General features: G+C 62.0%; 24 protein-coding genes. 17 read left to right on the top strand and 7 right to left on the bottom strand.

From position 1 onward, the window contains the following. Positions 1–2: 2 nt before the first annotated feature. Genes ACD590_RS31560 through ACD590_RS31550 form a run of 3 tightly spaced genes read right to left on the bottom strand, consistent with a single transcriptional unit; the run spans position 3 to position 2,697 of the window. A complete protein-coding gene (locus ACD590_RS31560) occupies positions 3–704 on the bottom strand; it encodes an ABC transporter ATP-binding protein (protein ID WP_020493450.1) in 702 nt (233 codons plus the stop codon). After that, positions 704–1,486, bottom strand: a complete 783-nt coding sequence (locus ACD590_RS31555) for an ABC transporter ATP-binding protein (protein WP_018246521.1) — start codon at positions 1,484–1,486, stop codon at positions 704–706. Before ACD590_RS31555 ends, ACD590_RS31560 begins: the two co-directional genes overlap by 1 nt. A gap of 5 nt (positions 1,487–1,491) precedes the next feature. Next, a complete protein-coding gene (locus ACD590_RS31550; RefSeq protein WP_018246520.1) occupies positions 1,492–2,697 on the bottom strand; it encodes an ABC transporter substrate-binding protein in 1,206 nt (401 codons plus the stop codon). Between the two features lie 174 nt (positions 2,698–2,871). Between ACD590_RS31550 and ACD590_RS31545 the strand changes: the two genes are divergently transcribed. After that, a complete protein-coding gene (locus ACD590_RS31545) occupies positions 2,872–3,825 on the top strand; it encodes a LysR family transcriptional regulator (protein WP_018246519.1) in 954 nt (317 codons plus the stop codon). Between the two features lie 54 nt (positions 3,826–3,879). On the opposite strand, the gene ACD590_RS31540 is transcribed toward ACD590_RS31545, so the two are convergent. Continuing rightward, positions 3,880–4,218, bottom strand: a complete 339-nt coding sequence (locus ACD590_RS31540) for a cupin domain-containing protein (RefSeq protein WP_026188775.1) — start codon at positions 4,216–4,218, stop codon at positions 3,880–3,882. 174 nt (positions 4,219–4,392) lie between these two features. Between ACD590_RS31540 and ACD590_RS31535 the strand changes: the two genes are divergently transcribed. Then, positions 4,393–5,580 (top strand): acyl-CoA dehydrogenase, encoded by a 1,188-nt coding sequence (locus ACD590_RS31535; protein ID WP_018246517.1) that lies wholly within the window; start codon positions 4,393–4,395, stop codon positions 5,578–5,580. A gap of 337 nt (positions 5,581–5,917) precedes the next feature. On the opposite strand, the gene ACD590_RS31530 is transcribed toward ACD590_RS31535, so the two are convergent. Then, the gene (locus tag ACD590_RS31530; protein ID WP_018246515.1) at positions 5,918–6,907 is read right to left on the bottom strand and encodes a nitrilase family protein; all 990 of its coding nucleotides are present in this window, start codon (positions 6,905–6,907) and stop codon (positions 5,918–5,920) included. A gap of 88 nt (positions 6,908–6,995) precedes the next feature. Between ACD590_RS31530 and ACD590_RS31525 the strand changes: the two genes are divergently transcribed. The 4 genes from ACD590_RS31525 to ACD590_RS31510 are packed head-to-tail and all read left to right on the top strand — an operon-like array spanning position 6,996 to position 10,390. Continuing rightward, positions 6,996–7,919 (top strand): LysR substrate-binding domain-containing protein, encoded by a 924-nt coding sequence (locus ACD590_RS31525; RefSeq protein ID WP_018246514.1) that lies wholly within the window; start codon positions 6,996–6,998, stop codon positions 7,917–7,919. A gap of 54 nt (positions 7,920–7,973) precedes the next feature. Beyond that, positions 7,974–8,432 (top strand): DUF4126 family protein, encoded by a 459-nt coding sequence (locus tag ACD590_RS31520; protein WP_018246513.1) that lies wholly within the window; start codon positions 7,974–7,976, stop codon positions 8,430–8,432. Continuing rightward, on the top strand, positions 8,429–9,790 hold the full coding sequence (locus tag ACD590_RS31515) for an FAD-containing oxidoreductase (RefSeq protein WP_018246512.1): 1,362 nt from the start codon (positions 8,429–8,431) through the stop codon (positions 9,788–9,790). Before ACD590_RS31520 ends, ACD590_RS31515 begins: the two co-directional genes overlap by 4 nt. A 30-nt stretch (positions 9,791–9,820) precedes the next feature. Then, entirely contained in the window at positions 9,821–10,390 is a 570-nt protein-coding gene (locus ACD590_RS31510) for a DedA family protein (protein ID WP_439021046.1), read from the top strand. Between the two features lie 15 nt (positions 10,391–10,405). On the opposite strand, the gene ACD590_RS31505 is transcribed toward ACD590_RS31510, so the two are convergent. Further along, positions 10,406–11,449, bottom strand: coding sequence for an NAD(P)-dependent alcohol dehydrogenase (locus tag ACD590_RS31505; RefSeq protein ID WP_018246510.1), 1,044 nt, complete (start codon positions 11,447–11,449; stop codon positions 10,406–10,408). Positions 11,450–11,939: 490 nt separating this feature from the next. Here ACD590_RS31505 and ACD590_RS31500 point away from each other — a divergent pair, with 490 nt between their 5' ends. The 7 genes from ACD590_RS31500 to ACD590_RS31470 all read left to right on the top strand — a co-directional run bounded on the left by ACD590_RS31500 (position 11,940) and on the right by ACD590_RS31470 (position 20,683). After that, positions 11,940–12,029 carry a K(+)-transporting ATPase subunit F gene (locus ACD590_RS31500; RefSeq protein ID WP_003547774.1) on the top strand — a complete coding sequence of 30 codons (90 nt, stop codon included), beginning with the start codon at positions 11,940–11,942 and terminating at the stop codon, positions 12,027–12,029. 69 nt (positions 12,030–12,098) lie between these two features. Beyond that, positions 12,099–13,802: a potassium-transporting ATPase subunit KdpA gene (kdpA, locus tag ACD590_RS31495; protein ID WP_018246509.1), complete on the top strand. Its 1,704-nt coding sequence runs from the start codon at positions 12,099–12,101 to the stop codon at positions 13,800–13,802. 209 nt (positions 13,803–14,011) lie between these two features. Then, positions 14,012–16,072, top strand: a complete 2,061-nt coding sequence (gene kdpB / locus ACD590_RS31490) for a potassium-transporting ATPase subunit KdpB (RefSeq protein WP_018246507.1) — start codon at positions 14,012–14,014, stop codon at positions 16,070–16,072. A gap of 34 nt (positions 16,073–16,106) precedes the next feature. Then, positions 16,107–16,676, top strand: a complete 570-nt coding sequence (gene kdpC / locus ACD590_RS31485) for a potassium-transporting ATPase subunit KdpC (protein ID WP_018246506.1) — start codon at positions 16,107–16,109, stop codon at positions 16,674–16,676. A gap of 112 nt (positions 16,677–16,788) precedes the next feature. Beyond that, positions 16,789–19,497, top strand: a complete 2,709-nt coding sequence (locus ACD590_RS31480; RefSeq protein WP_018246505.1) for a sensor histidine kinase — start codon at positions 16,789–16,791, stop codon at positions 19,495–19,497. Next, positions 19,494–20,186 carry a response regulator transcription factor gene (locus ACD590_RS31475; protein ID WP_018246504.1) on the top strand — a complete coding sequence of 231 codons (693 nt, stop codon included), beginning with the start codon at positions 19,494–19,496 and terminating at the stop codon, positions 20,184–20,186. The genes ACD590_RS31480 and ACD590_RS31475 overlap by 4 nt, the downstream gene beginning before the upstream one ends. Before the next feature lie 41 nt (positions 20,187–20,227). Next, a complete protein-coding gene (locus ACD590_RS31470) occupies positions 20,228–20,683 on the top strand; it encodes a PTS sugar transporter subunit IIA (protein ID WP_018246503.1) in 456 nt (151 codons plus the stop codon). Between the two features lie 68 nt (positions 20,684–20,751). On the opposite strand, the gene ACD590_RS31465 is transcribed toward ACD590_RS31470, so the two are convergent. After that, positions 20,752–21,768: a porin gene (locus tag ACD590_RS31465; protein ID WP_026188774.1), complete on the bottom strand. Its 1,017-nt coding sequence runs from the start codon at positions 21,766–21,768 to the stop codon at positions 20,752–20,754. 356 nt (positions 21,769–22,124) lie between these two features. On the opposite strand from ACD590_RS31465, the gene ACD590_RS31460 reads away from it, so the two are divergent. The 4 genes from ACD590_RS31460 to ACD590_RS31445 are packed head-to-tail and all read left to right on the top strand — an operon-like array spanning position 22,125 to position 25,929. Next, positions 22,125–23,150 (top strand): sulfate ABC transporter substrate-binding protein, encoded by a 1,026-nt coding sequence (locus tag ACD590_RS31460; RefSeq protein WP_018246501.1) that lies wholly within the window; start codon positions 22,125–22,127, stop codon positions 23,148–23,150. Between the two features lie 8 nt (positions 23,151–23,158). Then, a complete protein-coding gene (cysT, locus tag ACD590_RS31455) occupies positions 23,159–24,016 on the top strand; it encodes a sulfate ABC transporter permease subunit CysT (RefSeq protein WP_018246500.1) in 858 nt (285 codons plus the stop codon). After that, positions 24,006–24,878 carry a sulfate ABC transporter permease subunit CysW gene (gene cysW / locus ACD590_RS31450; protein ID WP_018246499.1) on the top strand — a complete coding sequence of 291 codons (873 nt, stop codon included), beginning with the start codon at positions 24,006–24,008 and terminating at the stop codon, positions 24,876–24,878. Before cysT ends, cysW begins: the two co-directional genes overlap by 11 nt. A 10-nt stretch (positions 24,879–24,888) precedes the next feature. Beyond that, a complete protein-coding gene (locus ACD590_RS31445; RefSeq protein ID WP_018246498.1) occupies positions 24,889–25,929 on the top strand; it encodes a sulfate/molybdate ABC transporter ATP-binding protein in 1,041 nt (346 codons plus the stop codon). Positions 25,930–26,128 lie beyond the last annotated feature (199 nt).

The raw sequence follows: 26,128 nt of genomic DNA, 5'->3' as shown, positions 1-26,128 counted from the left end.
GGTCACACTCCCAGAACTTTGTGCAGCGTATCCATGCGCTGCGGCAGTTCACCGACCGGGAATTCCGACACCATCTGCCCATGATCCATCAGATAGAAGCGATCGGCAATACGGCTGGCGAAACGGAAATTCTGCTCGACGAGCAGGATTGTCATGCCGCGCTCCTTCAGTGTCTTCAGCACCTCGCCGATGCGCTGGACGATCACGGGGGCAAGCCCTTCCGTCGGTTCGTCGAGAATGAGCAGCCTGACGCCGGTGCGCAGGATTCGGGCGATCGCCAACATCTGCTGCTCGCCGCCGGAAAGCTTGGTGCCCGGGCTACCGCGGCGCTCGTAGAGATTGGGGAAGAGCTCGTAGATCTCGTCGAGAGTCATCCCACCTCCTGCCACGACCGGCGGCAGCAGCAGGTTTTCCGAAACCGTGAGCGTCGAGAAGATGCCGCGCTCCTCCGGGACGAAGCCGATGCCACGATGCGCCGTCTTGTGCAGCGGCACCTGCATCATGTCGCTGCCGGCAAAGCTGATCTTGCCCTTCCGGGACCGCACGATGCCGGTGATGGTGCGTAGCGTCGTCGTCTTGCCGACGCCATTGCGGCCGAGAATGGTGATCGTCTCGCCTTCACCGACGCGCATATCGACGCCGTGCAGGACATGGCTTTCGCCGTACCAGGCATTGAGCCCCTGGACCTCGAGGAGAGCGGCCATCAATGCTCCTCCGTACCCATATAGGCCACGCGTACGCGCTCGTCCTGGCTGACGGTGGCATAATCGCCCTCGGCGAGGATCTCGCCACGCTGCAGCACCGTGACATGCTGGCAGATATTGGCGACGACGGAGAGATTGTGCTCGACCATCAGCACCGCCCGCTCGCGGGCGACCTCGCGGATGATCGATGAGACGACGCCGACATCCTCCAGCCCCATGCCGGCCATCGGTTCGTCCAGTAGGAGCACCTTCGGATCCAGCGCCAGTGTGGTGGCGATCTCCAGCACGCGCTTGCGGCCATAGGAAAGATCGGCGGCGATATGATCGCGCTCCTTGGAAAGCCCAACGCTGGCCAGCAGTTGCTCGGCGCGCTCGTTCAGCCGGTCGAGCGCCGAGAGCGGCCGCCAGAACTGCGTGGAAAGATTGTTCGGCCGCTGCAGCGCCACACGCACATTGTCGAGAACGCTCAGGTGCGGGAAGACCGCGGAGATCTGGAAAGAGCGCACCAGTCCCATGCGCGCCACCTTGTCGGGCGGCGTCTTCGTGATGTCAACGCCCATCAGGGTGATCGTGCCCGCCGTCGGCTGCAGGAACTTGGTCAGCAGGTTGAAGACTGTCGTCTTGCCGGCGCCGTTCGGGCCGATCAGTGCATGCACGCTTGCGTCATGCACATCGAGATCGACGTTCTTGACGGCGGTGAAGCCGCCGAAATCGCGACGCAGTCCGCGGGCGGACAATACCACCCGCGGCTTTTCCTGAGTTTCAATTGCGGAAACCGCCATCGTGCTTACTTCACCAGATCGCAGCCGCTCTTGGCGGGATCGATATAGGCTTCCTTGCCGGGAATGGTGGCGAGCACATTGAAGTAATCCCACGGCTCCTTGCTTTCGGAAGGCTTCTTGACCTGCAGCAGGTACATGTCATGGATCATGCGGCCATTGGCGCCGACCGTGCCGCCGCGGCCGAAGACGTCATCGACCGGCATTTCATGCAGCTGCTTGGCGACGGCTTCCGTCTCGTCGGTGCCGGCCTTCTCCACCGCCTTCAGATATTGCGTCACTGCCGAATAGGTGCCGGTGTGGATCATGTTCGGCATCTTGCCGGTGCGAGCGAAGAACTTCTTGGCGAAGGCGCGGCTTTCGTCGTCGCGATTCCAGTAAAAACCTTCCGTCAGGGTCAACCCTTGAGCCGCTTCGAGGCCGAGGCCGTGGACTTCGGCGAGCGTGAAGAGCAGCGCAGCCAGATGCTGGCCGCCCTGGGTGATCCCGAATTCGGCCGCCTGCTTGATGGCATTCGAGGTGTCGAGGCCGGCATTGGCAAGGCCGATCACCTTGGCGCCGGATGATTGCGCCTGCAGCAGGAAGGACGAGAAATCCTGGGTCGAGAGCGGATGGCGGACAGCGCCGACGACCTTGCCGCCGCTTGCCTTGACATAATCGCTGGTCTGCTGTTCCAGCGAATAGCCGAAGGCATAGTCAGCGGTGAGGAAGAACCAGCTGTCGCCGCCCTGCTTGACGAGTGCGCCGCCGGTGCCGACGGCCAGTGCATGTGTGTCATAGGCCCAATGGAAGCCGTAGGGCGAGCAGGCCTTGCCGGTGAGATCCGTCGTCGCCGCACCGGTGACGATGTCGATCTTCTTCTTTTCCTTGCCGATCGCCTGCACGGCGAGCGCCACCGACGAGGTCGTCAGTTCCATGATCGCATCCACCTGCTCGGTGTCATACCACTGGCGAGCGATGTTGGAGGCGATATCAGGCTTGTTCTGGTGGTCGGCATCGACGATCTCGACTGGAACACCCAGGACCTTGCCGCCGAAATCCTCGACCGCCATCTTGGCAGCTTCGACGGAGGACTTGCCGCCAAAATCGGCATAGACACCCGACTGGTCGTTCAGGATGCCGATCTTGACCTTGCCGTCGGTCGCGCTCTGCGCGAGCACCGCTGTGCTGCTTGCAAGCAGAAATGCAACTGATGCAATGAGATTCTTTCGCATATGATCTCCTCCCAGAGATTGGCCAGATTGCGGATCTGTTCAAATTTGGCCAGCCGCACTCCTCAGAACGACGGACCCTCACCTTACGATCACGGAAATTCCGCCCTGAGGCAACGGGTGATTTACAACTAATTCCAAACAGTATCTGTTCGTTTTTGAACAGAGGGGATCGCGATGAACAATCCACCGCAGTTTACTTGGGACGATCTGCAGTTTTTTCTAGCCGTCGCCCGCACTGGACAGCTGTCGACGGCAGCGCGCCAGATGCGCTCGAGCCATGCCACCGTCTCGCGCCGCATCGACCGGCTGGAGTTCACCCTCAAGGTCAAGCTGTTCGAGCGCAATCCGCGCGGCTACGTGCTGACTGCCATGGGCACGCGCTTCGTCGAGACCGCCGAAAGGATGGAGCAGGAGACCGAGCGGCTGCGAGCCGACCTCGCCGACGGCTCGATGGCGCAACGCGGCCTCGTGCGGCTCAGCGCGCCGGAGGGTTTTGCCAATTTCTTCTTCGCGACCGTGCTGCCGCAGTTCGCCGCCCAGCATCCGCATCTGGCGCTCGAACTCGTGACGATCCAGCAGATCATGTCGCTGTCGCGCAAGGAGGCCGATCTCTCCGTCGTGCTCGATGAACCGAAGGGCGGCCCGTATTTCGCCGAGAAGCTGACCGACTACCATCTGCAGATCTATGGCTCGCGCGACTATCTGGCAAAGGCGCCTGCCATCACCTGCCGTGAAGACCTGCTTGAGCATCCCTTCGTCAGCTATATCGAGGAAATGATCTTTGCGCCGGGCTTGGACTATCTGGGCGATGTGCACCCGCGCATCAAGCCGCAGTTCCAGAGCTCCAGCATCTTCGCGCAGCTGACCGCCACGAGAAACGGCCTCGGCCTCTGCATCCTGCCCTATTTCTTCGCCAGCCGTTATCCCGAACTCGTGCGCGTGCTGCCCGAGGAGATCGACCTCAAGCGCCATTACTGGATCACCTGTCATCGCGACCTGAAACAGGCGCCGCGCGTGCGCGCCGTCATCGATTTCCTGCGCGAGGCGGTGCGCGGCGAGGATGCTCGTTTCGTGCCGCCCTATGTCACCGCCGCCGGCCCGGCGCGCCGGACAAGGGCGGATGTTTGATTAGAGCATGATGTCGTCCGAAAACCGCTGACAGTTTTCGGCATCATGCTCTGGTTACTTCAGGAATTCGGCGCGGTGCGGGGTGAATGCATCGATCAGCCGGCCCTTTTCCAGCGCCTTGACGCCGTGGATCAGATTGGGGGGCACGATGAAACTGCCGCCCTGCTTGAGCACCTCGGTCCGGCCGTCGATCGTCACTTCGAAACTGCCTTCGGCGACGTAGCTGGCCTGGATGTGCGGATGCGAATGGGCCGCACCCACGGCGCCGCTTTCGAAAGCCACTTCCACCATCATCATCTCGGGCAGATAGGTCATGATGCGCCTGACAACGCCGGGCTCGGGATTGATCCATTCGGCGCCTTCGGCCGATACGAACAGCTCGCTTGACGACATTTCCGCCTCCTCGTTCCAGAATCGATCGCGGGCAAAGTGGATCATCCCGACGCTTTTGAAAAGATGGCGCACCCTGTCTTTTCGAGACTGCCGCCTTCTGTTGACGCGGTCGGCTGGCGGGTCTATGGCCAACTTAAGCGAGGCAAGCCAGAACCGGGATGAGGAGACGCGGCCATGCAGCATACGCGCGAGGTTTTCGACTGGGCCGATCCGTTCCGGCTGGTGGAGCAACTGACCAGCGAAGAGCGCATGGTGCAGGACACCGCCCATGCCTATGCGCAGGAAAAGCTTGCTCCCCGTGTTCTCGACGCCTTCCGCAATGAAAAGACCGATCCCGAGATCTTTCGCGAAATGGGCGAACTCGGCCTGCTCGGCCCGACGATCTCGCCGGATTATGGCGGCGCCGGCCTCGGTTACGTCGCCTACGGCCTGATCGCCCGCGAAGTCGAACGGGTCGACAGTGGCTATCGTTCGATGATGAGCGTCCAGTCTTCGCTGGTGATGGTGCCGATTGAAACCTTCGGCTCCGAGGCGCAGAAGCTGAAATACCTGCCGAAACTCGCCATCGGCGAATGGATCGGCTGCTTCGGCCTGACCGAACCGGATCACGGCTCCGACCCCGGCTCGATGGCGACACGCGCCAAGAAGGTCGACGGCGGCTACAGCCTCACCGGCTCGAAGACCTGGATCTCCAACGCGCCGATCGCCGATGTCTTCGTCGTCTGGGCAAAGACCGAGGATGGCCTCATCCGCGGCTTCATCCTCGAAAAGGGCTGGAAAGGGCTTTCGGCTCCCCCCATCCACGGCAAGGTGGGACTGCGCGCCTCGATCACCGGCGAAGTGGTGATGGACGGGGTCTTCGTGCCTGAGGAAAACCTTCTGCCCGATGTGACCGGCCTCAAGGGACCGTTCACCTGCCTCAACTCGGCCCGCTTCGGCATCGCCTGGGGCGCGCTCGGTGCTGCCGAGGATTGTTATGCGAGAGCACGGCAATATACGCTCGAGCGCAAGCAGTTCAGACGGCCGCTTGCTGCCAACCAGCTGATCCAGAAGAAGCTCGCCGACATGACGGCGGAAATCTCGCTCGGTCTTCAGGGTTGCCTGCGACTTGGCCGCATGAAGGAGGAAGGCCATCCGCCGGTGGAGCTGACCTCGATCCTCAAGCGCAACAGCTGCGGCAAGGCGCTGGAGATTGCGCGGGCGGCCCGCGACATGCTCGGCGGTAACGGCATCTCCGACGAATTCGGCATCGCCCGTCATCTCGTCAACCTCGAAGTGGTCAACACCTATGAGGGCACACACGACATCCACGCGTTGATCATCGGCCGGGCGATCACCGGCATCGCCGCCTTTGCGAATTAGGTTCTGTCCAAGGCGGTCATGCGTGATCCACACCGTCCATAGGCTTGCAAAGACGCTTCTTACGCTTCACGATTAGCTCACACTTCTAGACCGTGTCAGCAAACCGTGTTTCGAATGATATACAATCGCGCGATGGAATTTCACTGGGACGATGAACAGAAGACTGGCATCCTCTTGTGGAAAGGCCGAACGTTCATGATTGAAGGCTACATCGATCCTTTCAATGCCCGGAAGCGCGCAGAGCAGATGGCAGAGCAGCGAGGATGGAAAAGGCCACGCGACAAGATCTACAATAGGACCTCCAACTAATCCGGGTATCTCGTCAAGGAAGCTCCGCTCATAACGTTTTTTCTGCGGGCGCAGGGTTGCGGGTCGGGGCATCGGAGAAACGTGCTTCCATCGGCGACAAGCCGTGCGGATTGGGTTCTGTCAAGCAGCCGTAGAGTTCCGGGCGACGGCCACGAATCCAGCGTTGGCCCGTACATTTGTCGAGCAATGCCAGATCGAGTTCTGTGCTGACGATTGCGTCGGCAGCCTGCCAGGTCTCCACCAGAATCCGGCCATAGGGGTCGAGAATCATTGCGTTGCCGGTGCGCACTTCATCCTCGTCCTGACCGACGCCGTTGCTGAATACCAGAAACATGCCATTGTCATGCGCGCGAGACGGCAGCCAACGCAGAAACCATTCGCGACCATTGGGACCTCTGATTTCGGCTTTAATAGCCTCAGGATCTTCATGGCGGCGGATCCATTTTTCGACAGGTATCCGCTTCATTCCATTTGGGCTGACGGACGCCCCTCCTCCCGCCTGATGGGGGGCGATCAGGATTTCCGCGCCCAACAAGGCGGTTGCCCGCGCGTTTTCGATCAGGTTGTTGTCCCAGCAGATCAAAATGCCTGCGCGGATTCCCCAAGGCGTATCGAAGACCGTAAAACTATCCCCGCTGGAGATGAGGCGATGTTCCCACGCATGCAGCTTGCGATGGCAATGAACCTGTCCGTCCGGCATGCACACGGCGTAGGAGTTATAGAGGGCGCCGTTTTCCGCGAGCTCCAGAAATCCGGCGCCGATGGCAATGCTATGCTCCCGCGCCAGCCGGGCAACATACGAGACGGATGGGCCTGACAAGGGCTCGGCAAGAGCGTGCAGCGCTGCACCGTCCAGCTTCGGGACGTGCCAGTAGCCGCAGAGGCACATCTCAGGGAAGGCCACAAGTTGGCTGCCGGCCTGGACGGCTTGCAGTGTGAGGGATTCGATGCGCCCAAGATTATAGGCTTTGTCGTTTGCCCGATGCTGAAACTGTACGGAGGAAACCTTGAACGCCATGACTATTGCTCCTGATGCCTTGAACAATTTGACATGCGAGCATTATTTCGTAAAATGACATTTTTGATGAAAATAAGTCGGATTTTGAATGGAAATCAGGTTGCTGCGCTCCTTTGTCGAGCTGACCGACACTGGCCATTACGGCAAGGCCGCGTCAAAGTTGTTCGTCACCCAGTCGACCCTGTCCAAGCAAATTCAGGCGTTGGAGGCGATGGTCGGCGGACCGCTATTTGAACGTGGCCGACATGGAGCAAGGCTGACGCCGCTGGGGAATCTGCTGCAGCAGGAAGCACGCGTGCTCTTGCGGCTGAGCGATGAAATCGACGTCAAGATGCATCGTGCAAATGCCGGCCTGACCGGTCAGCTCGACATCGGATTTGGCATCTCGGCGCTCATCACCGCGCCCCAAATAGTCGCGACCTTCCGGGTGACGACTCCCGATAGCCAGATTACGCTTAACGACCTGCCATCAAGAGAGCAGCACCAACGACTGCTTGGCGGCCGGCTCGATGTCGGCTTTTGCCGGGCGCCTGAGGAGACCGATGAGCTATCCTTCATGCCAGTCATCGAGGAGCGGCTGGCGCTGGTACTTCCCTCCGGCATGGAGATTCCGCCCATGAACCGATTGTCGACATTGAACCGTCTGGGCTTTGTCGCCCTTTCGTCATCGCGCGGGCCGGGACTGGATGCGCAGATCAGCCAATGGTGCACATCGGCCCGCTTCAAGCCGCGCATCGTCCAGCACGCTGACGACATCTTGACCGTTCATGCCGTTGTTGCTGCCGGGTTGGGGGCCGCATTCCTGCCGTGGCACGGCGTTGAGGCGCTCGGCGATCGCACGCACCAAAAGCCCTTATCGGGTTCGGCGTCAAAGTGGGCCGTTGGAATTTGCTGGCGGAGCGCCGACAGCAATCCCCTTCTGCTGCGGTTCATCGACTACGTTTCGAAGCATCGACGCGCACCCACGTCCTCAAGGCCGCTGGCGCACCACGACGAATTGCCACGCGCCTGACAATGTGCAACCTTCCCTGACGACGGCAAGAGCCGGCAAAAAGGGGGATCATGCATGTTTCTGCTTCTTGCATTGCTGATTGGTGTCATATCAGGGCTTCGCGCCATGACCGCGCCGGCCGCCGTCGCCTGGGGCGCAGCACTCGGCTGGTTCGATGTCTCGCAGACGCCGCTTGCCTTCATGGGTTACCAGTGGACGCCGTGGATCTTCACGCTTCTCGCCATAGTCGAACTGATCACCGACCAGCTGCCGTCCACGCCGTCGCGCAAGGTGCCGGTGCAATTCGGCGCCCGCATCGTCATGGGCGCGCTGGCCGGCGCCACGATCGGTGCCGCCAGCGGCCTGCTCTTCGGCGGGCTGATTGCCGGGGTGATCGGCGCCGTCATCGGCACATATGGTGGCGCCGCCGTCCGCGGCAGGCTTGCCGCCTCCTTCGGTAAGGATCTGCCGGCCGCTCTCATCGAAGATGCCGTCGCCGTCATCGGCGCGCTGCTGATCGTGGTCGTGTCATGAAGAGCTTCGACGCCATCGTCATCGGGGGCGGCCAGGCCGGCCCCTTCCTCGCCGCCCGCATGGTCGAAAAGGGCATGAAGGTGGCGCTGATCGAGCGCAAATTCCTCGGCGGCACCTGCGTCAATGCCGGCTGCATGCCGACGAAGACGCTTGTCGCCAGCGCCCGCGCCGCCTATGTCGCGAGAAATAGCGCCGTTTACGGCGTCAATATTCCGGGCGAGATCGCCATCGACATGAAGGTGGTCAGGGCCCGTGCCGAAACCGTGACCATGAATGCCCGCAACGGCCTGATCGGCTGGTTCGCCGGGATGGACGGCATGACCGTGATCTACGGCCATGCCCGTTTCGAGGACCCGAAGACCGTCAGCGTCAACGGCGAGACGCTGACCGCACCGCGCATCTTCCTCAACGTCGGCGCGCGCCCCGTCATCCCCGACCTGCCCGGCATCAACGATATCGACTATCTCACCAGCACCTCGATCATCCATCTCGACACGCTGCCACGGCATCTGGCTGTGATCGGCGGCAGTTATATCGGGCTGGAATTCGCGCAGATGTATCGCCGCTTCGGCGCCGAAGTCAGCGTCATCGAGCATGGCCCGAAGCTCGCGTCGCGCGAGGACGAGGATATATCCGACGCGATCGCCGATGTCCTGCGCTCGGAGGGCATCGACATTCATACCGGTGTCAGCGACATCGCCTTCGCCAGGAGCAGCGACGGAATAACGGTCGCCACCGATTCAGCGAGGATCGATGCGAGCCATGTGCTGATCGCCACCGGCCGCAAGCCGAACACAGACGATCTCGGCCTCGATGCCGCCGGCGTCATCAGCGACAAGCACGGCTACATCACCGTCGACGACAGGCTTGCCACCAATGTCGACGGCATCTGGGCGCTCGGCGATTGCAACGGCCACGGCGCCTTCACCCACACCTCCTACAATGATTTCGAGATCGCCGCCGCCAATCTTCTCGACGGCGCCGATCGCAAGCTCTCGAGCCGCATCCTGGCCTATGCGCTTTATATCGACCCGCCGCTCGGCCGTGTCGGCATGACGGAAAAGCAGGCGCGCGCCTCGGGACGCAAGATCATGATCTCGACCCGGCCGATGAGCCGCGTCGGCCGCGCCAACGAGCGCGGCGAGACCAAGGGCTTCATGAAGGTGATCGCCGACGCCGAGACCAAAAAAATTCTCGGCGCGGCGATCCTGGGCATCGAAGGTGACGAGGTGATCCACGGCATCATAGACGCGATGAATGCAGGAACGACCTATCCCGCATTGCAATGGTCGGTGCCGATCCATCCGACGGTGTCGGAGCTGATCCCGACGGTGCTTGGGGATTTGAAGCCGGTTTAGCTATCGAAACCCCGGGCCGAGGACAGCTGAGTGTCTATCGAACTGCTGATCGAGCACTACGGACTATTGGCGATATTTCTGGGTGCAGCCTTCGAGGGCGAAACAGCCGCCTTCCTCGGCGGCGTCATTTCCCACCGCGGGCTGCTGACCTATTGGTCGGCGTCGCTAGCGGCAACGGCAGGATCCTTCGCCGGCGATCAGTTCTGGTTCTTCGCCGACCGTTATGCGGCTCGATGGGGTCTCGTCCGCCGGCTGATGGAAAGACCGGCGCTGGCGCGCGCAACCCGACTTCTGGAAAGATATCCGACCGGCTTCATCCTTGCGTTTCGTTTTCTGGTGGGGTTGCGGACAATCAGCCCGATCGTCATCGGGACAACACGCATAGCGACCGGTAAATTCATCATCCTGAATGCTGTGGCCGCGCTGGTGTGGGGGCAGCTTTTCACGGCGCTCGGTTACGTGTTCGGGCACGGCATCCAACAGACGTTGGGCCACCTTCCGCTTCATCGCCACCTGCTGATCGCAGTCGGAGCCGCGGCTGTCGTTGCAGGCGCGGCTCTTGCCTTTCGCAGGATGAAACTGAGCGCCAGGCACTCATAGAAGCGCTGTTGCGCCCTATCCCATCACGATTTGCAGCTTCACGTCGCTGGGCCGCGCCTCGACGGCGCGATCAAACGCCTTGATCGAATCTTCGAATGTGAAGGTCTCTGATATCAGCGGCTTCAGATCGACGCGACCCGAGCCGAGCAGCGCGATCGACCGCTCATACTGGTGCGCGTAGCGGAACACCGTCTCGATGCGGATTTCCTTGGTGGATGCCGTCGAGACGTCGAAGCCGATCGGGTTGACCGGTAGGCCGACGACGACAATGACGCCACCCGGGCGCGGCAGCGCCATGATCGTCTCCCAGGCCTTCGGCGAACCGGAGCATTCGAAGACGACATCGGCGCCCCAGCCGTCGGTCAGCCGGCCGACCTCTTCGACCAGGTTCTTCTCGCGAATATTGACCGGAATGACACCCTGGTACTGCGCGGCGATATCGAGCTTCGGCTGGGCGAGATCGGCGACGATCGCGCGGGCGCAGCCGCCGGCAAGGGCCGCGATCGCCACCATCGTGCCGATCGGCCCGGCGCCGAGGACGACGGCAGTGTCGCCCGGCGTGATCTTCGCCTTGGCAGCCGCCTGCATGCCGACGGCGAAGGGCTCGACCATGGCGCCTTCGGCAAAGCTGACATTGTCGGGTAGCTTGAAGGTGTAATTGGCGGGATGCACGACCTCTGGCGTCAGCACGCCGTGGATCGGCGGGGTCGCCCAGAAGGTCACGGCCGGGTCGATATTGTACAGGCCAAGCCGGCTTGCCTTGGAATTCGGATCGGGGATGCCGGGCTCCATGCAGACGCGGTCGCCGACTTTCAGATGCGTGACGCCCGCGCCGACCTCGACCACCGTGCCCGCCGCCTCATGGCCGAGCACCATCGGCGCGTTGACGACGAAGGGGCCGATCTTGCCATGGGTGTAATAATGCACGTCCGAACCGCAGACGCCGACGGTGTGGATCCTGATCTTCACCTCGCCGGGGCTAGTTTCAAGCGGCAGATCGATATCGCGAAGCGCAAGCTCATGCTGGCGCTCGAGGACAAGCGCGCGGACTTTGGTCATCGTCGGTTTCCTTCCCTAATGGCTTGCCCATGACTCCATCGGGCAGCGTCGAAGGCGACTATAAGGCCCGAAGCCTTCCCAATTCAACCAGATTGCGAAGGCTTTTGCTCAACAAATGAAAAAATGCTCACTCAGACCTTCCGAGGCTCAGTACCGGCTGCGGCCCGTCGGGAAACTGCGCCAGCCTGGTCCGATGGCGAGCGGCCTCGGAAGGGCATTTATAAGATTTTTATATAGATGGCCCGTCGTCCGTCTCGAACCTTTATGCGCTTCGGCTCCATATTGATGCCGAGAGATCGAAAAGATCATCTCCACGCCAGAAAGCATGAAAGGCGGCCTCCCAGCGCCCTTTGTCTTGTCTGACTCCAAGAAGAACAACAGGAGTCACGATCACGATGGATATCATTCTACTCGGCACCGCGATCATATTCTTCGCGCTGTGCTTTGCCTACACCCGAGCCTGCGACAGGCTTTGACAGGAGAAGCGACGATGACCCTCGATTATGTCTTGAGCGGTGCCGTAACCGTGTTTCTCACCGTTTACCTCACCTACGCTCTCCTTCGCCCAGAACGCTTTTAAAGAGAACTGGCGCTTCTGAGGTCGCGCATGCGCGACCGAGAAGCAGCCGGGTATTGAAAGTTTACCTCCATGACCCTCAACGGATGGCTTCAGATCCTGCTTTACTGCGGGATCGTCCTCGTGCTCGTCAAACCGCTCGGCGGCTATATGACGCGTGTCTTCAGCGGCGAGCGCACTTTCCTGTCACCGGTCCTCGTTCCGATCGAACGGGGACTTTACCGCATTGCCGGCACCAGCGAACGCGAGGAACAGCATTGGACCTCCTATGCCTTCGCCATGCTAATGTTCAACCTGCTCGGCGTCATCGTGCTTTACGCGCTGCAGCGCCTGCAGGCCGGTCTTCCCTATAATCCGGCCGGCATGGCGGCCATCCCGCCGGAGCTTTCCTTCAACACGGCCGTCAGCTTCGTCAGCAACACCAACTGGCAGAACTACGGCGGCGAAAGCACGATGTCGTATCTGACGCAGATGGCCGGTTTCACCGTCCAGAACTTCGTCTCGGCGGCGACCGGCATTGCCATCGCGCTCGCCTTCATCCGCGCCTTCTCGCGCGCCTCAGGCAAGGCGATCGGCAATTTCTGGATCGATATGACGAGGGCCACTTTCTATGTGCTCTTGCCGATCTGCATCGTGCTGACGCTGGTCTTTGTCTATCTCGGCGTGCCGCAGACGCTCGGCTCCTACGTCAATGCGACGACGCTCGAAGGCGCACAGCAGACGATCGCCGTCGGCCCGGTCGCCTCGCAGCTGGCCATCAAGATGCTTGGCACCAACGGCGGCGGCTTCTTCAACGCCAACTCCGCCCATCCGTTCGAAAACCCCGATGCGATCTCCAACCTCATCCAGATGGTGTCGATCTTCGCGATCGGCGCGGCACTGACCAACGTCTTCGGCCGCATGGTCGGCAATCAGCGCCAGGGCTGGGCGATCCTCGCCACGATGGGCGTCCTGTTCGTCGCCGGCGTCATCGTCACCTATTGGGCGGAAGCCGCCGGCAATCCGCTGATGCATGCCTTCGGTCTTGGCGGCGGCAACATGGAAGGCAAGGAAGTCCGCTTCGGCGTCGCCCTATCCTCGCTCTTTGCGGTCATCACCACGGCGGCCTCCTGCGGCGCGGTCAATGCCATGCATGGCAGCTTCACGGCACTCGGTGGCCTCGTTCCGCTGATCAACATGCAGCTCGGCGAAGTCATTGTCGGCGGTGTCGGCGCTGGCTTTTACGGCATCCTGCTCTTCATCATCGTCGCCGTCTTCGTCGCCGGCCTGATGGTCGGCCGCACGCCGGAATATCTCGGCAAGAAGATCGAGGCGAAGGAAATGAAGATGGCCGTTCTCGCCATTCTCTGCCTGCCGCTCGCCATGCTGGTCTTCACCGCAATCGCAAGCGTCCTTCCGAGTGCGGTTGCATCGGTCGGGACCGCCGGCCCGCACGGCTTCTCCGAAATCCTCTATGCCTATACATCAGCGGCAGCGAACAACGGCTCGGCTTTCGGCGGCCTGACGGGCAATACGCCTTGGTACAACATAACCCTTGGCCTCGGTATGCTGATGGGCCGCTTTCTGGTCATCATCCCGGCGCTTGCAATCGCCGGTTCGCTGATCGCCAAGAAGTCGGTTCCGGCCTCGGCGGGCACCTTCCCGACGGACGGTCCGCTCTTCGTCGGCCTGCTCGTCGGCACGATCCTGATCGTCGGCGGCCTGACCTTCTTCCCGGCGTTGGCCCTTGGCCCCGTCGTCGAGCACCTGGTCATGATCGCCGGCCAGACCTTTTGAGGTTATGCCATGATCCTCCGTCACAGGCTTCGCAACGCCTTCCACTCACGTCCTGGCGCGCCGGGACGTGGGAATGGCCCGAGACCCCAAGCCTCCGACATCATCCTGGTGATGATGGCGGGCCTCCTCGTCATCGCCGCCATATGCAAAATCTTACAGGGCTGACCGGCTTCCGGTTCGCCATCCTCGTTTCAAAGCTGGAGTCTCTTATGAGCCAGGCCAAATCCGCGAGCATCATGGATTCTCGCATCCTCATTCCGGCCGTGGGTGCCGCTTTCAAGAAGCTCAACCCCCGGGCACTCGCCAGAAACCCGGTCATGTTCGTCGTGGCCACGGTCTCGGTGCTGACCACCATCCTCTTCCTGCGCGATCTCGTGGCGGGCAACGGCAACCTCGGCTTCTCGTTCCAGATCAATCTTTGGCTCTGGTTCACCGTGCTGTTTGCCAATTTCGCCGAGGCCGTTGCCGAAGGTCGCGGCAAGGCGCAGGCGGATTCGCTGCGCAAGGCGCGCACCGAAACCCAGGCGAAGCTGCTCACCGCCAATAATGGCAGCGGCTACCGCATGGTGCCGGGCACCAGCCTCAAGGTCGGCGACCTCGTGCTCGTCGAGGCCGGCGACATCATCCCGTCGGACGGTGAAGTCATCGAAGGTGTGGCCTCCGTCAACGAAGCGGCGATCACAGGCGAATCCGCGCCGGTCATCCGCGAATCCGGCGGCGACCGCTCGGCGGTAACAGGCGGCACGCAGGTGCTGTCCGACTGGATCCGCGTCCGCATCACCGCCGCTGCCGGCTCAACCTTCCTCGACCGGATGATCGCGCTCGTCGAAGGTGCCGAACGCCAGAAGACTCCGAACGAGATTGCGCTCAACATCCTGCTTGCCGGTATGACGTTGATCTTCGTGCTCGCCACCGCGACGATCCCGAGCTTTGCCATCTATGCCGGCGGCTCGATCCCGATCATCGTGCTCGTCGCCCTCTTCGTGACGCTGATCCCGACGACGATCGGTGCGCTGCTGTCGGCGATCGGCATTGCCGGCATGGACCGCCTCGTCCGCTTCAACGTGCTCGCCATGTCCGGCCGTGCGGTCGAAGCCGCCGGCGACGTCGATACGCTGCTGCTCGACAAGACCGGCACGATCACCCTCGGCAATCGTCAGGCGACGACCTTCCGCCCGGTTCGCGGCGTTTCCGAGCAGGATCTCGCCGACGCCGCCCAGCTCGCCTCGCTTGCCGACGAAACCCCGGAAGGCCGCTCCATCGTCGTGCTCGCCAAGGAAAAATATGCGATTCGCGGCCGCGACATGGCGAGCCTCAAGGCGACCTTCGTGCCCTTCACCGCCCAGACCCGCATGAGCGGCGTCGATCTCGAAGGCGCTTCGATCCGCAAAGGCGCAGTCGATGCCGTGCTGGCCTATGTCAACGGCGACGCATCCTCGAAAAACGGCAGCGAGGTCGTGCGCGAACTGCAGTCGATATCAGACGAGGTCGCCAAGGCTGGCGGCACGCCGCTCGCCGTTGCCCGCGACGGCAAGCTGCTTGGCGTCATCCAGCTGAAGGACATCGTCAAGGGCGGCATCCGCGAACGCTTCACCGAGCTGCGCCGCATGGGCATCCGCACCGTGATGATCACTGGCGACAACCCGCTGACGGCAGCGGCCATCGCCGCCGAAGCCGGTGTCGACGACTTCCTCGCCCAGGCAACGCCGGAGATGAAGCTGGCGCTGATGCGCGAGGAACAGTCGAAGGGCAAGCTCGTCGCCATGTGCGGCGACGGCACCAACGATGCGCCGGCGCTCGCCCAGGCCGATGTCGGCGTCGCCATGAACACCGGCACTGTCGCTGCCCGCGAGGCCGGCAACATGGTCGACCTCGACAGCGACCCGACGAAGCTCATCGAGATCGTCGAGATCGGCAAACAGCTGTTGATGACGCGCGGCGCGCTGACGACCTTCTCGATCGCCAACGACATCGCCAAGTACTTCGCCATCATCCCGGCGATGTTCCTGACCTTTTACCCGCAGCTCGGCGTCCTGAACGTCATGGGGCTTTCGACGCCGCAAAGCGCCATCCTCTCGGCAATCATCTTCAACGCGCTGATCATCATCGCGCTGATCCCGCTGTCGCTGAAGGGCGTCCGCTACCGTCCGATCGGCGCCGGCGCGCTGCTGTCGCGCAACCTGCTGATCTACGGTGCCGGCGGCATCATCGTTCCCTTCATCGGCATCAAGGCGATCGACATGGCTGTCGCCGCCCTCGGCCTCGCCTAACGGATCCCGTCTGAACACTCGAAGGAGTAAGACAATGTTGAAAGAACTTCGTCCGGCGGTCGTCATGATCGTCGCCACCACCGCCATCACCGGCCTGCTTTATCCGCTCGCCATGACGGGTGCTGCCCAGGCCCTCTTCCCGGCTCAGGCGAACGGCAGCCTGATCGAGAAGAACGGCCAGGTGATCGGCTCGACGCTGATCGGCCAGGCCTTCACCAGCGACAAGTATTTCCACGGCCGTCCCTCGGCCGCCGGCGACGGCTACAATGCGGCCGCCTCCAGCGGCTCGAACCTCGGCCCGACCAGCCAGAAGCTGATCGACCGCGTCAAGGGCGACTACGACGCGGCCAAGGCGGCAAACCCGAATGCGGAGGTGCCCGCCGACCTGGTCACCGCTTCGGGCAGCGGCCTCGATCCCCATATCTCCCCGGAGGCCGCTTACTTCCAGGTGCAGCGCGTCGCCAAAGCGCGTGCTATCGACGAGGCCAAGGTCAAGGCGTTGGTCGACGGTGCCGTTCAAGGCCGCGAACTCGGCATTCTCGGCGAACCTACAGTCAATGTTCTGGCGTTGAACCAGAGCCTTGATGCTTCTATGACTCAGTGACCCTGGCAGGCTGGGCGCCCCTTTCCTTCCCTCATCCCTGCGCTCGTCACAGGGGCGAGGGATAGGGTGATGTAGCCCGTCCTCGCCAGCCATCTGCAGAAAGACCATACGCATGCCAGACGACAATCGCGATCAGGCCGGCAGGCCCTCGCCCGATGCGCTTCTCGAAAAAGCCCGGGCGGAGACACGCGGCCGTCTGAAGATCTTTCTGGGTGCCGCGCCCGGCGTCGGCAAGACCTACGAGATGCTCGTCTCCGGCCGTGCCAAGATCGCCGACGGTCTCGATGTCGTCATCGGCGTCGTCGAGACCCACGGCCGCAAGGAGACCGAGGCGCTCCTTGCCGGCTTCGAGATCATCCCTCGCGTCGAAATCAGCTACAAGGGCCGGCCGCTCGAGGAAATGGATCTCGACGGCATCCTCGCCCGCCGGCCTGATCTCGTGCTGGTCGACGAACTCGCCCATACCAATGCCGAGGGCAGCCGTCATCCGAAGCGCTATCTCGACGTCAAGGAATTGCTCGATCGCGGCATCGATGTCTATACGACGCTGAACATCCAGCATGTCGAGAGCCTGAACGACGTCGTCTCGCAGATCACCCGCATCCGTGTGCGCGAGACAGTGCCGGACTCGATCATCGACCTCGCTGACGACATCGAGATCATCGACCTGACGCCGGATGATCTGATCAAGCGCCTGCATGACGGCAAGGTCTACATGCCGCGGACGGCCGAGCGGGCGCTGACCAACTACTTCACCCCGGGCAACCTGACGGCGCTGCGAGAGCTTGCGCTGCGTAAGACCGCACAGCGCGTCGACGACCAGTTGCTCACGCATATGCAGGCCCATGCCATATCCGGCCCCTGGGCGGCGGGCGAACGCGTTCTCGTCTCGGTTGACCACCATCCGCGCTCCGCCTCGCTGGTGCGTTATGCTGCCCGTATGGCCTCGCGGCTGCGCGCGCCCTGGGCTGCCGTCTATATCGAGACCAACCGATCGATCAATCTGAACGAAGCCGAGCGCGATACCGTCGCCGCCACGCTGCGACTTGCCGAGCAGCTCGGCGGCGAAGCGATCACCCTTCCCGGCCGCGAAGTCGCCGAAGAACTTGTCCGCCACGCCACCGCCAACAACGTCACCCATATCGTCATCGGCGCCCCGAAGAAGCCGACATGGCGCGACTGGTGGAGCCGCTCGATCACCGACGAGCTGATCCGCAAGACCGGCGAGATCAGCGTCCATGTGATTTCAGGCAGCGAGAAGGACGGCACCACCGCGCGCGGCGTCAGGGCGGCGGCCACCGCGCCGCAACTGGATTTCAGGGCCTACCTGCTGGCAACCTTTTATGTTGCCATCGCGCTCGGCGTCAGCGTCGTGCTCGACCAGGTGCTCGACGTACGCAACCTCGCCCTCGTCTTCCTGATGGCGGTGCTGACCTCAGCCGTCCTCCACGGCCTGCGGCCGGCCCTCTACAGCTGCATCCTCAGCGCGCTGTCCTTCAATTTCTTCTTCCTGCCGCCGCGCTACACGCTGACGATCAGCGATCCGGAAAGCGTGCTTGCGCTCTTCTTCTTCCTGGGCGTCGCCATCATCGCCAGCAACCTGACCGCGACCGTCCAGCGCCAAGCCGCCGCTGCCCGCCAGCGGGCGCGGACGACGGAAGATCTCTATCTCTTCTCGAAAAAGCTCGCCGGCACCGGCACGCTCGACGACGTGCTCTGGGCGACCGCCTTCCAGCTCGCCTCGATGCTGAAGGTCCGCGTCGTGCTACTGCTGCCGGAAGACGGTACCATCGCCGTCAAGGCCGGTTATCCGCCTGATGATACGCTCGACGATGCCGATATCGCTGCCGCCCGCTGGGCCTGGGAGCACAATCACGCCGCCGGCCGCGGCGCCGACACCCTGCCCGGCGCCAAGCGCCTCTATGTGCCGCTGAGAACCGGGCGCACCGCCGTTGGTGTCATCGGCCTCGACAGTGACCGCCGCGACGGACCGTTGCTGACGCCCGAACAGCAGCGGCTGCTCGATGCGCTGGCCGACCAGGCGGCCCTTGCCATCGAACGCGTCCAGCTCGTCGCTGATGTCGACCGGGCAAGACTTGGGGCCGAAGCAGACCGGCTGCGCTCGGCCCTACTGACTTCGATCTCGCACGACCTGAAGACACCGCTTGCCGCCATCCTCGGCGCCGCCGGCACGCTGCGCGACTATTTCGCCTCGATGCCGGAGGAGGACCGCAGCGACCTGCTGTCGACCGTCGTCGACGAATCCGAACGCCTCAACCGCTTCATCGCCAACCTGCTCGACATGACCAAGATCGAATCCGGTGCGATGGAGCCGAACTATGCGCTGCATTATGCCGGCGATATCGTCGGCAGCGCGCTGCGCCGTGCCGCCAAGATCCTCGACGGCCACAAGACCGAGATGAACATTCCCGCCGACCTGCCGATGGTGCGCGTCGATCCTGTCCTGTTCGAGCAGGTGATCTTCAACCTGCTCGACAATGCCGCGAAATACGCGCCCGAGGGATCGGTGATCCATATCGAGGGCTGGGCCGATGCCGACAACGTCGTCGTGCAGATTTCGGACGAAGGCCCAGGCATTCCGCCGGCCGATCTTAACCGCGTCTTCGATACCTTCTACCGCGTGCGCAAGGGCGATCAGGTGCGCGCCGGCACCGGGCTTGGCCTTTCCATCTGCCGCGGCTTCATCGAGGCGATGGGTGGCACGATCACCGCCGGCAACCGGACGGGCCGTCCGGGCGCCGTCTTCACCATCCGCCTGCCGAAACCCAACGACATTCCGAAACTGGATGAACTCCGATGACCGGTTCAGCCGTTAAAATCCTCGTCGTCGACGACGAGCCTCCGATCCGCAAGCTGCTCCGCGTCGGCCTGACCGCGCAGGGCTACGAGGTGCGTGAGGCGCCAAACGCCAGCGCCGCCCGGCAGTCAGTCGCCGATGACATGCCCGATCTCATCGTGCTCGACCTCGGCCTTCCCGACACCCCCGGCCATGACCTGCTACAGGCGTGGCGCGACGAAGGGCTTTCCATGCCGGTGGTCATTCTGTCCAGCCGCACCGACGAGGCCGGTATCGTCAAGGCGCTGGAAAGCGGCGCCGACGATTACGTCACCAAGCCCTTCGGCATCAACGAGCTCGGCGCCCGCATCCGCGTGGCGCTGCGCCACCGCCTGCAGCAGCAGGGCGAGAAGGCGATCTTCCAGACCGGCGGGCTGTCGATCGATCTCGTCAAGCGCATCGTCAAGGTCGACGGCCAGGAAATAAAACTGTCGCCGAAGGAATATGACATCCTGCGCGTGCTCGCCCAGCATGCCGGCAAGGTGCTGACACACCAGTTTCTTCTAAAGCAGGTATGGGGGCCGGCGGCGGATGTGCAGTATCTGCGCGTCTACGTCCGGCAACTGCGGCAAAAGGTCGAACAGATTCCGGACCAGCCGCACTATATCACCACGGAGACCGGCGTTGGCTACCGGCTCAGGGAACCGGATTGACCTCCCTTCCCCCCCGCTGCCCGAACAGTATCGAGAATGACATGAACCTTCCCAACATCATCCGGCCGGAACACACCTTCATCGGCGTGTCGGCGCCGACCAAATGGCGCGCGCTGCAGACCATAGCCGACAAGGCCGCCAAGGCTTTCTCCGTCGATGGCCAGACCATCCTGAAGGCGCTCGAAGCGCGTGAGAAGCTCGGCTCCACCGGCATCGGCAATGGTATCGCCATCCCGCATGCGGCGATCGACGGCATGACCAGCCCGCGCGGCCTTCTCCTCCGCTTCGCCCAACCATTGGATTTCGAGGCGATCGACGATATCCCGACTGACATCGCCTTCGTGCTGCTCTTCGGAGAAAATAATCGTGGCGAATATCTGAACGTGCTATCGGCCATTGCCAGGCGGCTGCAAACGGACGGCGCGCTCGCCGCGATGCGCAAGGCAAGAACGGTCGACGAATTTTATTCCGATTTCATCGCCGATTCACGGGTGTGATGACATTGTTCTAAATTAAAAAAGGCGCGGCCTGAAGGTCGCGCCCACTCGTCTGCAAAGAGACGATCTTAGAAATCGCGCTGGAAGCGCAGGAAGCCGAACACTTCGTCGTCGCCTTCGTCCTCATCGTGATATTGCACGCTGAGCTTCGTACGCAGATCCTCGACGATGCGGTAGTCGATGGTGACACCGGTCGTGTAGGCGCTGCCGCCGGTGAAGCCGTTACCGTCAGCCTCGAGAGCGATGTTTTCGAAGTACTGGAAGCCGGGGGTGACCGACCACTTGTCGTTGATCTTCAAGGCATACTCTGCTGCGATCGTCCATTCGGACTCTTCGTAGTAGTAGTTGGCGCCGCTTGCCCATACGCCGGCAATGCCGAGCGTGCCCGGGCCGATGTCGGCATAAACGATGCCGCGGACCGCGACTTCGCTGGTGTCGGTGTCATAACCGGCAAGCAGGTAAGCGCTGATGGCGCCGGCCTTGTAGGAAACCTGGCCTGCGACACCGAAGTTGTTCGGGCCGTCGCCCGGCTTGGTGGCGTAGTCTTCTTCCAGCTCGTCGACCGAAATGCCGGCCGCGAAAGCGCCATTCTCGTACTGATAACGGATCGAGTTGTGGGTCGTCTCGTTGCTGGCAAGGGTATCGGTCTCGCCGCTCATGTCGTCATCCCACCAGCTATACAGCTTACCGACGCGGAAACCGGCAATGTCGATGTAGCCTTCATCGAGCAATGCTTCCTGGTCAGAAGCGTTGTCGACATTGTAACGCAGCGTGATGACGCCGGTGAGCGTGCCGTACTCGGTGTCATTCTTGGCCTGGAAGGTGACCTGACCGCGAGTCCAGAAGTCTACGTCGGAGTCGCCCGAAATATGGTCACCGAAACGCACTTCGGTACGGATGTAACCGCCGATCGAAAGGCATGTTTCCGTCCCCGGAATATAAAAATAGCCGGTACCGTAGGCGTCGCAAACGCGAACATATTCCACGGGCTCGGGTTCCGCCGCCACGATGGCGTCGGCTGCGCGGGCTCCGGAGGCCGCGGCAAGGGCGGCAACGGAGGCAAAAAGGATAGTTCTGATATTCATTTTGAATGGCCCTAAACAGGTTTGGAATGCGAGGCGCACTTCAAGGGTTGCCCCCGCGTTGCGGTCGGCGAATACGGCCGCAACGGAGGCCATATAGGAATCCGCAAGCGCCATCGCGGCAAAATCTTGGCAAAAATCTGCATCACCATGTCGTTTTCGTGGAGGAACTGTGGCCGAAAAAACACGGCCCTACGGCAGGCAGCGCCGGGCGACCAATTGGCCGCGGCCAACTTCGATTTCCAAATTACCCCTTAAATGGAATGACATTCTAAGGGTAGCGCCGGAACCGGAAGAACCTTTGTTTCATTATACGACTAACTTGATAGTGTTTAGGCACAAACACGGAGGGTTCCCCAATGCAGACACAACGGCTCACCCGGCTCATCGCAGCCGCGGTCATGGCAGGCAGCTTCGCGATCGGGAGCATCGCTCCTGCATTCGCGGATCAGACGCTTCTTAACGTTTCCTACGATCCGACTCGCGAATTGTATAAGGATTTCAATGCTGCTTTTGCCGCCAAGTGGCAGAAGGACACCGGTGAAACCGTAACGATCCAGGCGTCGCATGGCGGCTCCGGTGCGCAGGCGCGCTCCGTCATCGACGGTCTCGACGCCGACGTCGTCACGCTGGCGCTCGAAGGTGATATCGACGCCATCGCCAAGAAGACCGGCAAGATCCCGGCCGACTGGAAGACCAAGTTCCCCAACAATTCGACACCCTATACGTCGACGATCGTCTTCCTGGTCCGTAAGGGCAACCCGAAGGGCATCAAGGATTGGGGCGACCTAGTCAAGGACGACGTGCAGGTCATCACCCCAAACCCGAAGACCTCGGGCGGCGCCCGCTGGAACTTCCTGGCCGCCTGGGCATGGGCCAAGCAGGCGAATGGCGGCGACGAAGCCAAGGCGCAGGATTACGTGACGAAACTGCTGCAGCACGTTCCAGTTCTCGATACAGGCGCGCGCGGCGCCACGACCACCTTCGTCCAGCGCGGCCTCGGCGACGTGCTGCTTGCCTGGGAAAACGAAGCCTATCTTTCACTTGAAGAGCTCGGTCCCGATCAGTTCGAGATCGTGACGCCGGCCTTCTCCATCCGTGCCGACCCGCCAGTCGCCATCGTCGACGGCAATGTCGACAAGAAGGGAACGCGCAAGGTCGCCGAAGCCTATCTCAACTACCTCTATTCGGACGAAGGCCAGAAGATCGCCGCCAAGCACTTCTACCGCCCGATCAAGCCGGAAGCCGCCGATCCGGCTGACATCGCCCGCTTCCCGAAGCTGACGCTCGCGACCATCGACGATTTCGGCGGCTGGAAAGACGCACAGCCGAAATTCTTCGGCGACGGCGGGGTATTTGACCAAATCTACAAGCCGGCCCAATAATAGACTTCATGAAAGCACATAGCCCCACGCGGTGGCGGTTCAAGCGGCCGAGCGTCATTCCGGGTTTCGGAATGGCGCTCGGCCTTACCTTGACCTGGCTCACCCTTCTGATCCTCATCCCGCTCTCGGGCCTCGCCGTCCGGTCGAGCGCGCTCGGCTGGGAAACATTCTGGTCGATCGCACTCGATCCGCGCACGCTGAACGCGCTGCGCATCAGCTTCGGCAGCGCCTTCATCGCTGCGATCGTCAATGCTGTCTTCGGCATCATCCTCGCCTGGGTACTGGTGCGTTACCGCTTTCCCGGCAAGCGTGTCATCGATGCCATGGTCGACCTGCCTTTCGCGCTGCCGACTGCCGTTGCCGGCATCGCGCTGACGACGCTCTACGCGCCGAACGGCTGGATCGGCCAGTTCCTGACGCCGCTCGGCATCAAGATCGCCTTTACGCCAGCCGGTATCGTCGTGGCGCTGATCTTCGTCGGCCTGCCCTTCGTGGTGCGCACCGTGCAGCCCGTCATGGAGGAAATCGACAAGGAAGTGGAGGAGGCTGCGGCAACGCTCGGCGCCAATCGCTTCCAGACGATTTTCCGCGTGCTGCTGCCAGGGCTGGCGCCCGCCGTGCTCACCGGCTTTGCGCTCGCCTTTGCCCGCGGCGTCGGCGAATACGGCTCGGTCATCTTCATCGCCGGCAACCTGCCGTTCAAATCGGAGATCGCGCCGCTGCTGATCATCATCAAACTCGAAGAGTATAATTACGCGGCAGCGACCGGTATTGCGGCGATCATGCTGGTCATCTCGTTCGCCATGTTGCTCGTTATCAATCTCATCCAGAGCTGGAGCAGGCGGAGGTACGGCTATGGCGCTTGATGCGACCGTTCAACCGGTGAAGCTGCGTTCGGTGACCACCGAAAACAGGATCGCGCGCTTCACGCTGATCATTCTTTCGCTCGTCTTCCTGCTGCTGATCCTGCTTCTGCCGCTCGCAGCAGTTTTCGTCGAGGCTTTCCGCAAAGGTCCCGCCCCCTTCTTCGTGGCGCTCGCCGACGCCGAGACCTTGTCGGCGATCCGCTTGACGCTGATCGTCGCCGGCGTCAGCGTGCCTCTCAACCTCGTCTTCGGGGTCGCCGCCGCCTGGGCGATCGCCAAGTTCGAGTTCAAGGGCAAGGCCTTCCTGACGACACTGATCGACCTGCCCTTCTCGGTCTCACCCGTCATATCGGGCCTGGTCTTCGTTCTGCTGTTCGGCTCCAGTACCTGGCTCGGCCAGTGGTTCAGCGCTCACGACATCAAGATCCTGTTCGCCGTGCCGGGGTTGATCCTCGCCACCATGTTCGTCACCTTCCCCTTCGTCGCCCGCGAGCTGATCCCGCTGATGCAGGAACAGGGAACCGCCGACGAGGAGGCAGCCCTTTCGCTCGGCGCCAGCGGCTGGCAGACCTTCTGGTACGTGACGCTGCCGAACATCAAATGGGGTCTGCTCTACGGTGTGCTGCTCTGCAACGCTCGCGCCATGGGTGAATTCGGCGCCGTCTCGGTGGTCTCTGGCCACATCCGCGGCCAGACGAACACCATGCCGCTGCAGGTGGAAATTCTCTATAACGAGTATAATTTCACCGGCGCTTTTGCCGTCGCTACACTTTTGGCCTTGCTCGCGCTCGTGACTCTTGTTTTGAAGACGCTGCTGGAAATGCGCTATAGCGCGGAAATCGCCGCCAGCCGGCGGCACTGAAGGATTTGGAATGGAAGTACGCGTTCAAAACATTCGCAAGGAATTCGATCGTTTTCCGGCACTGCACGATGTCTCGCTCGACATCCGCTCCGGCGAGCTGATCGCACTGCTGGGCCCTTCGGGCTCCGGCAAGACGACATTGCTGCGGCTGATCGCCGGCCTCGAAAGCCCGACGGAGGGGCTGATCTTCTTCGGCGACGAGGATGCCTCGAAGAAATCAGTGCAGCAGCGCAATATCGGCTTCGTCTTCCAGCACTATGCTCTCTTCCGCTACATGACGGTGCTCGAAAACGTCTCCTTCGGCCTCAAGGTCAGAAACAGCGCGCGGCGGCCGCCCAAGGCCGACATCCGCAGGCGGGCGCTCGAACTGCTCGAGCTCGTCCAGCTTTCCGGTCTCGAAAAACGCTACCCGGCCCAGCTTTCGGGCGGCCAGCGCCAGCGTGTGGCGCTCGCCCGCGCGATGGCCGTCGAGCCGAACGTGCTGCTGCTCGACGAACCCTTCGGCGCGCTCGACGCCCAGGTGCGCAAGGACCTGCGCAAATGGCTGCGTGATATCCACGACCGCACCGGACATACCACCGTCTTCGTCACCCACGACCAGGATGAAGCGCTGGAGCTTGCCGACCGCGTCGTGGTCATGAGCCAGGGCGCGATCGAACAGGTCGGCACGCCGGACCAGGTCTACGACAATCCGAATTCTCCCTTCGTCTTCGGCTTCATCGGCCAGTCGAACTGCCTGCAGGTCGAGATTACAGACGGCGACATTCGCTTCGAAGGGCGCTCGCTCGGCCTCAATGCCGAGGGCGAGCCGGATGGCACGGCGCAGCTCTATTTCCGCCCGCACGACGTCAGGCTCTGCGAATCAGCCGAAAACTGCATCGCCGGCCATCCGGTCTCCAGCCGCCGCGTGGCCGGCACTCGCCATATCGAGTTGGATATCGGCAATGATCGCCCGCATATCGAGATCGAATTGCCGCCGAGCGAGGCCGACAGGCTTGACCGCAACCGGGTAGCCTTCAAGCCGACCCGCTGGAAACTGTTCCGCAGCTGATGGAGAGATTGGGGCCCGCCGCCCACAGAGTCGTGCGTCTTTTCAAACGCGCGACTCTGCAACACATTGAATTTCTTCATAATTTTATGCTGGAATCGATTCCGATTTCAGGAATTACGCAATAGCTTATCGCCGGAATCGTATTTGGCGAGAGTCCCTTAAGGTTTTTGTTATCTAAGGTTGTTTGTATTTCAGTCAT

The organism is Rhizobium sp. 862_C5_N1_2 (genome assembly GCF_051811205.1).
Classification (GTDB): domain Bacteria; phylum Pseudomonadota; class Alphaproteobacteria; order Rhizobiales; family Rhizobiaceae; genus Rhizobium; species Rhizobium leguminosarum.
This window is presented reverse-complemented; position numbering and strand designations above follow the sequence as displayed.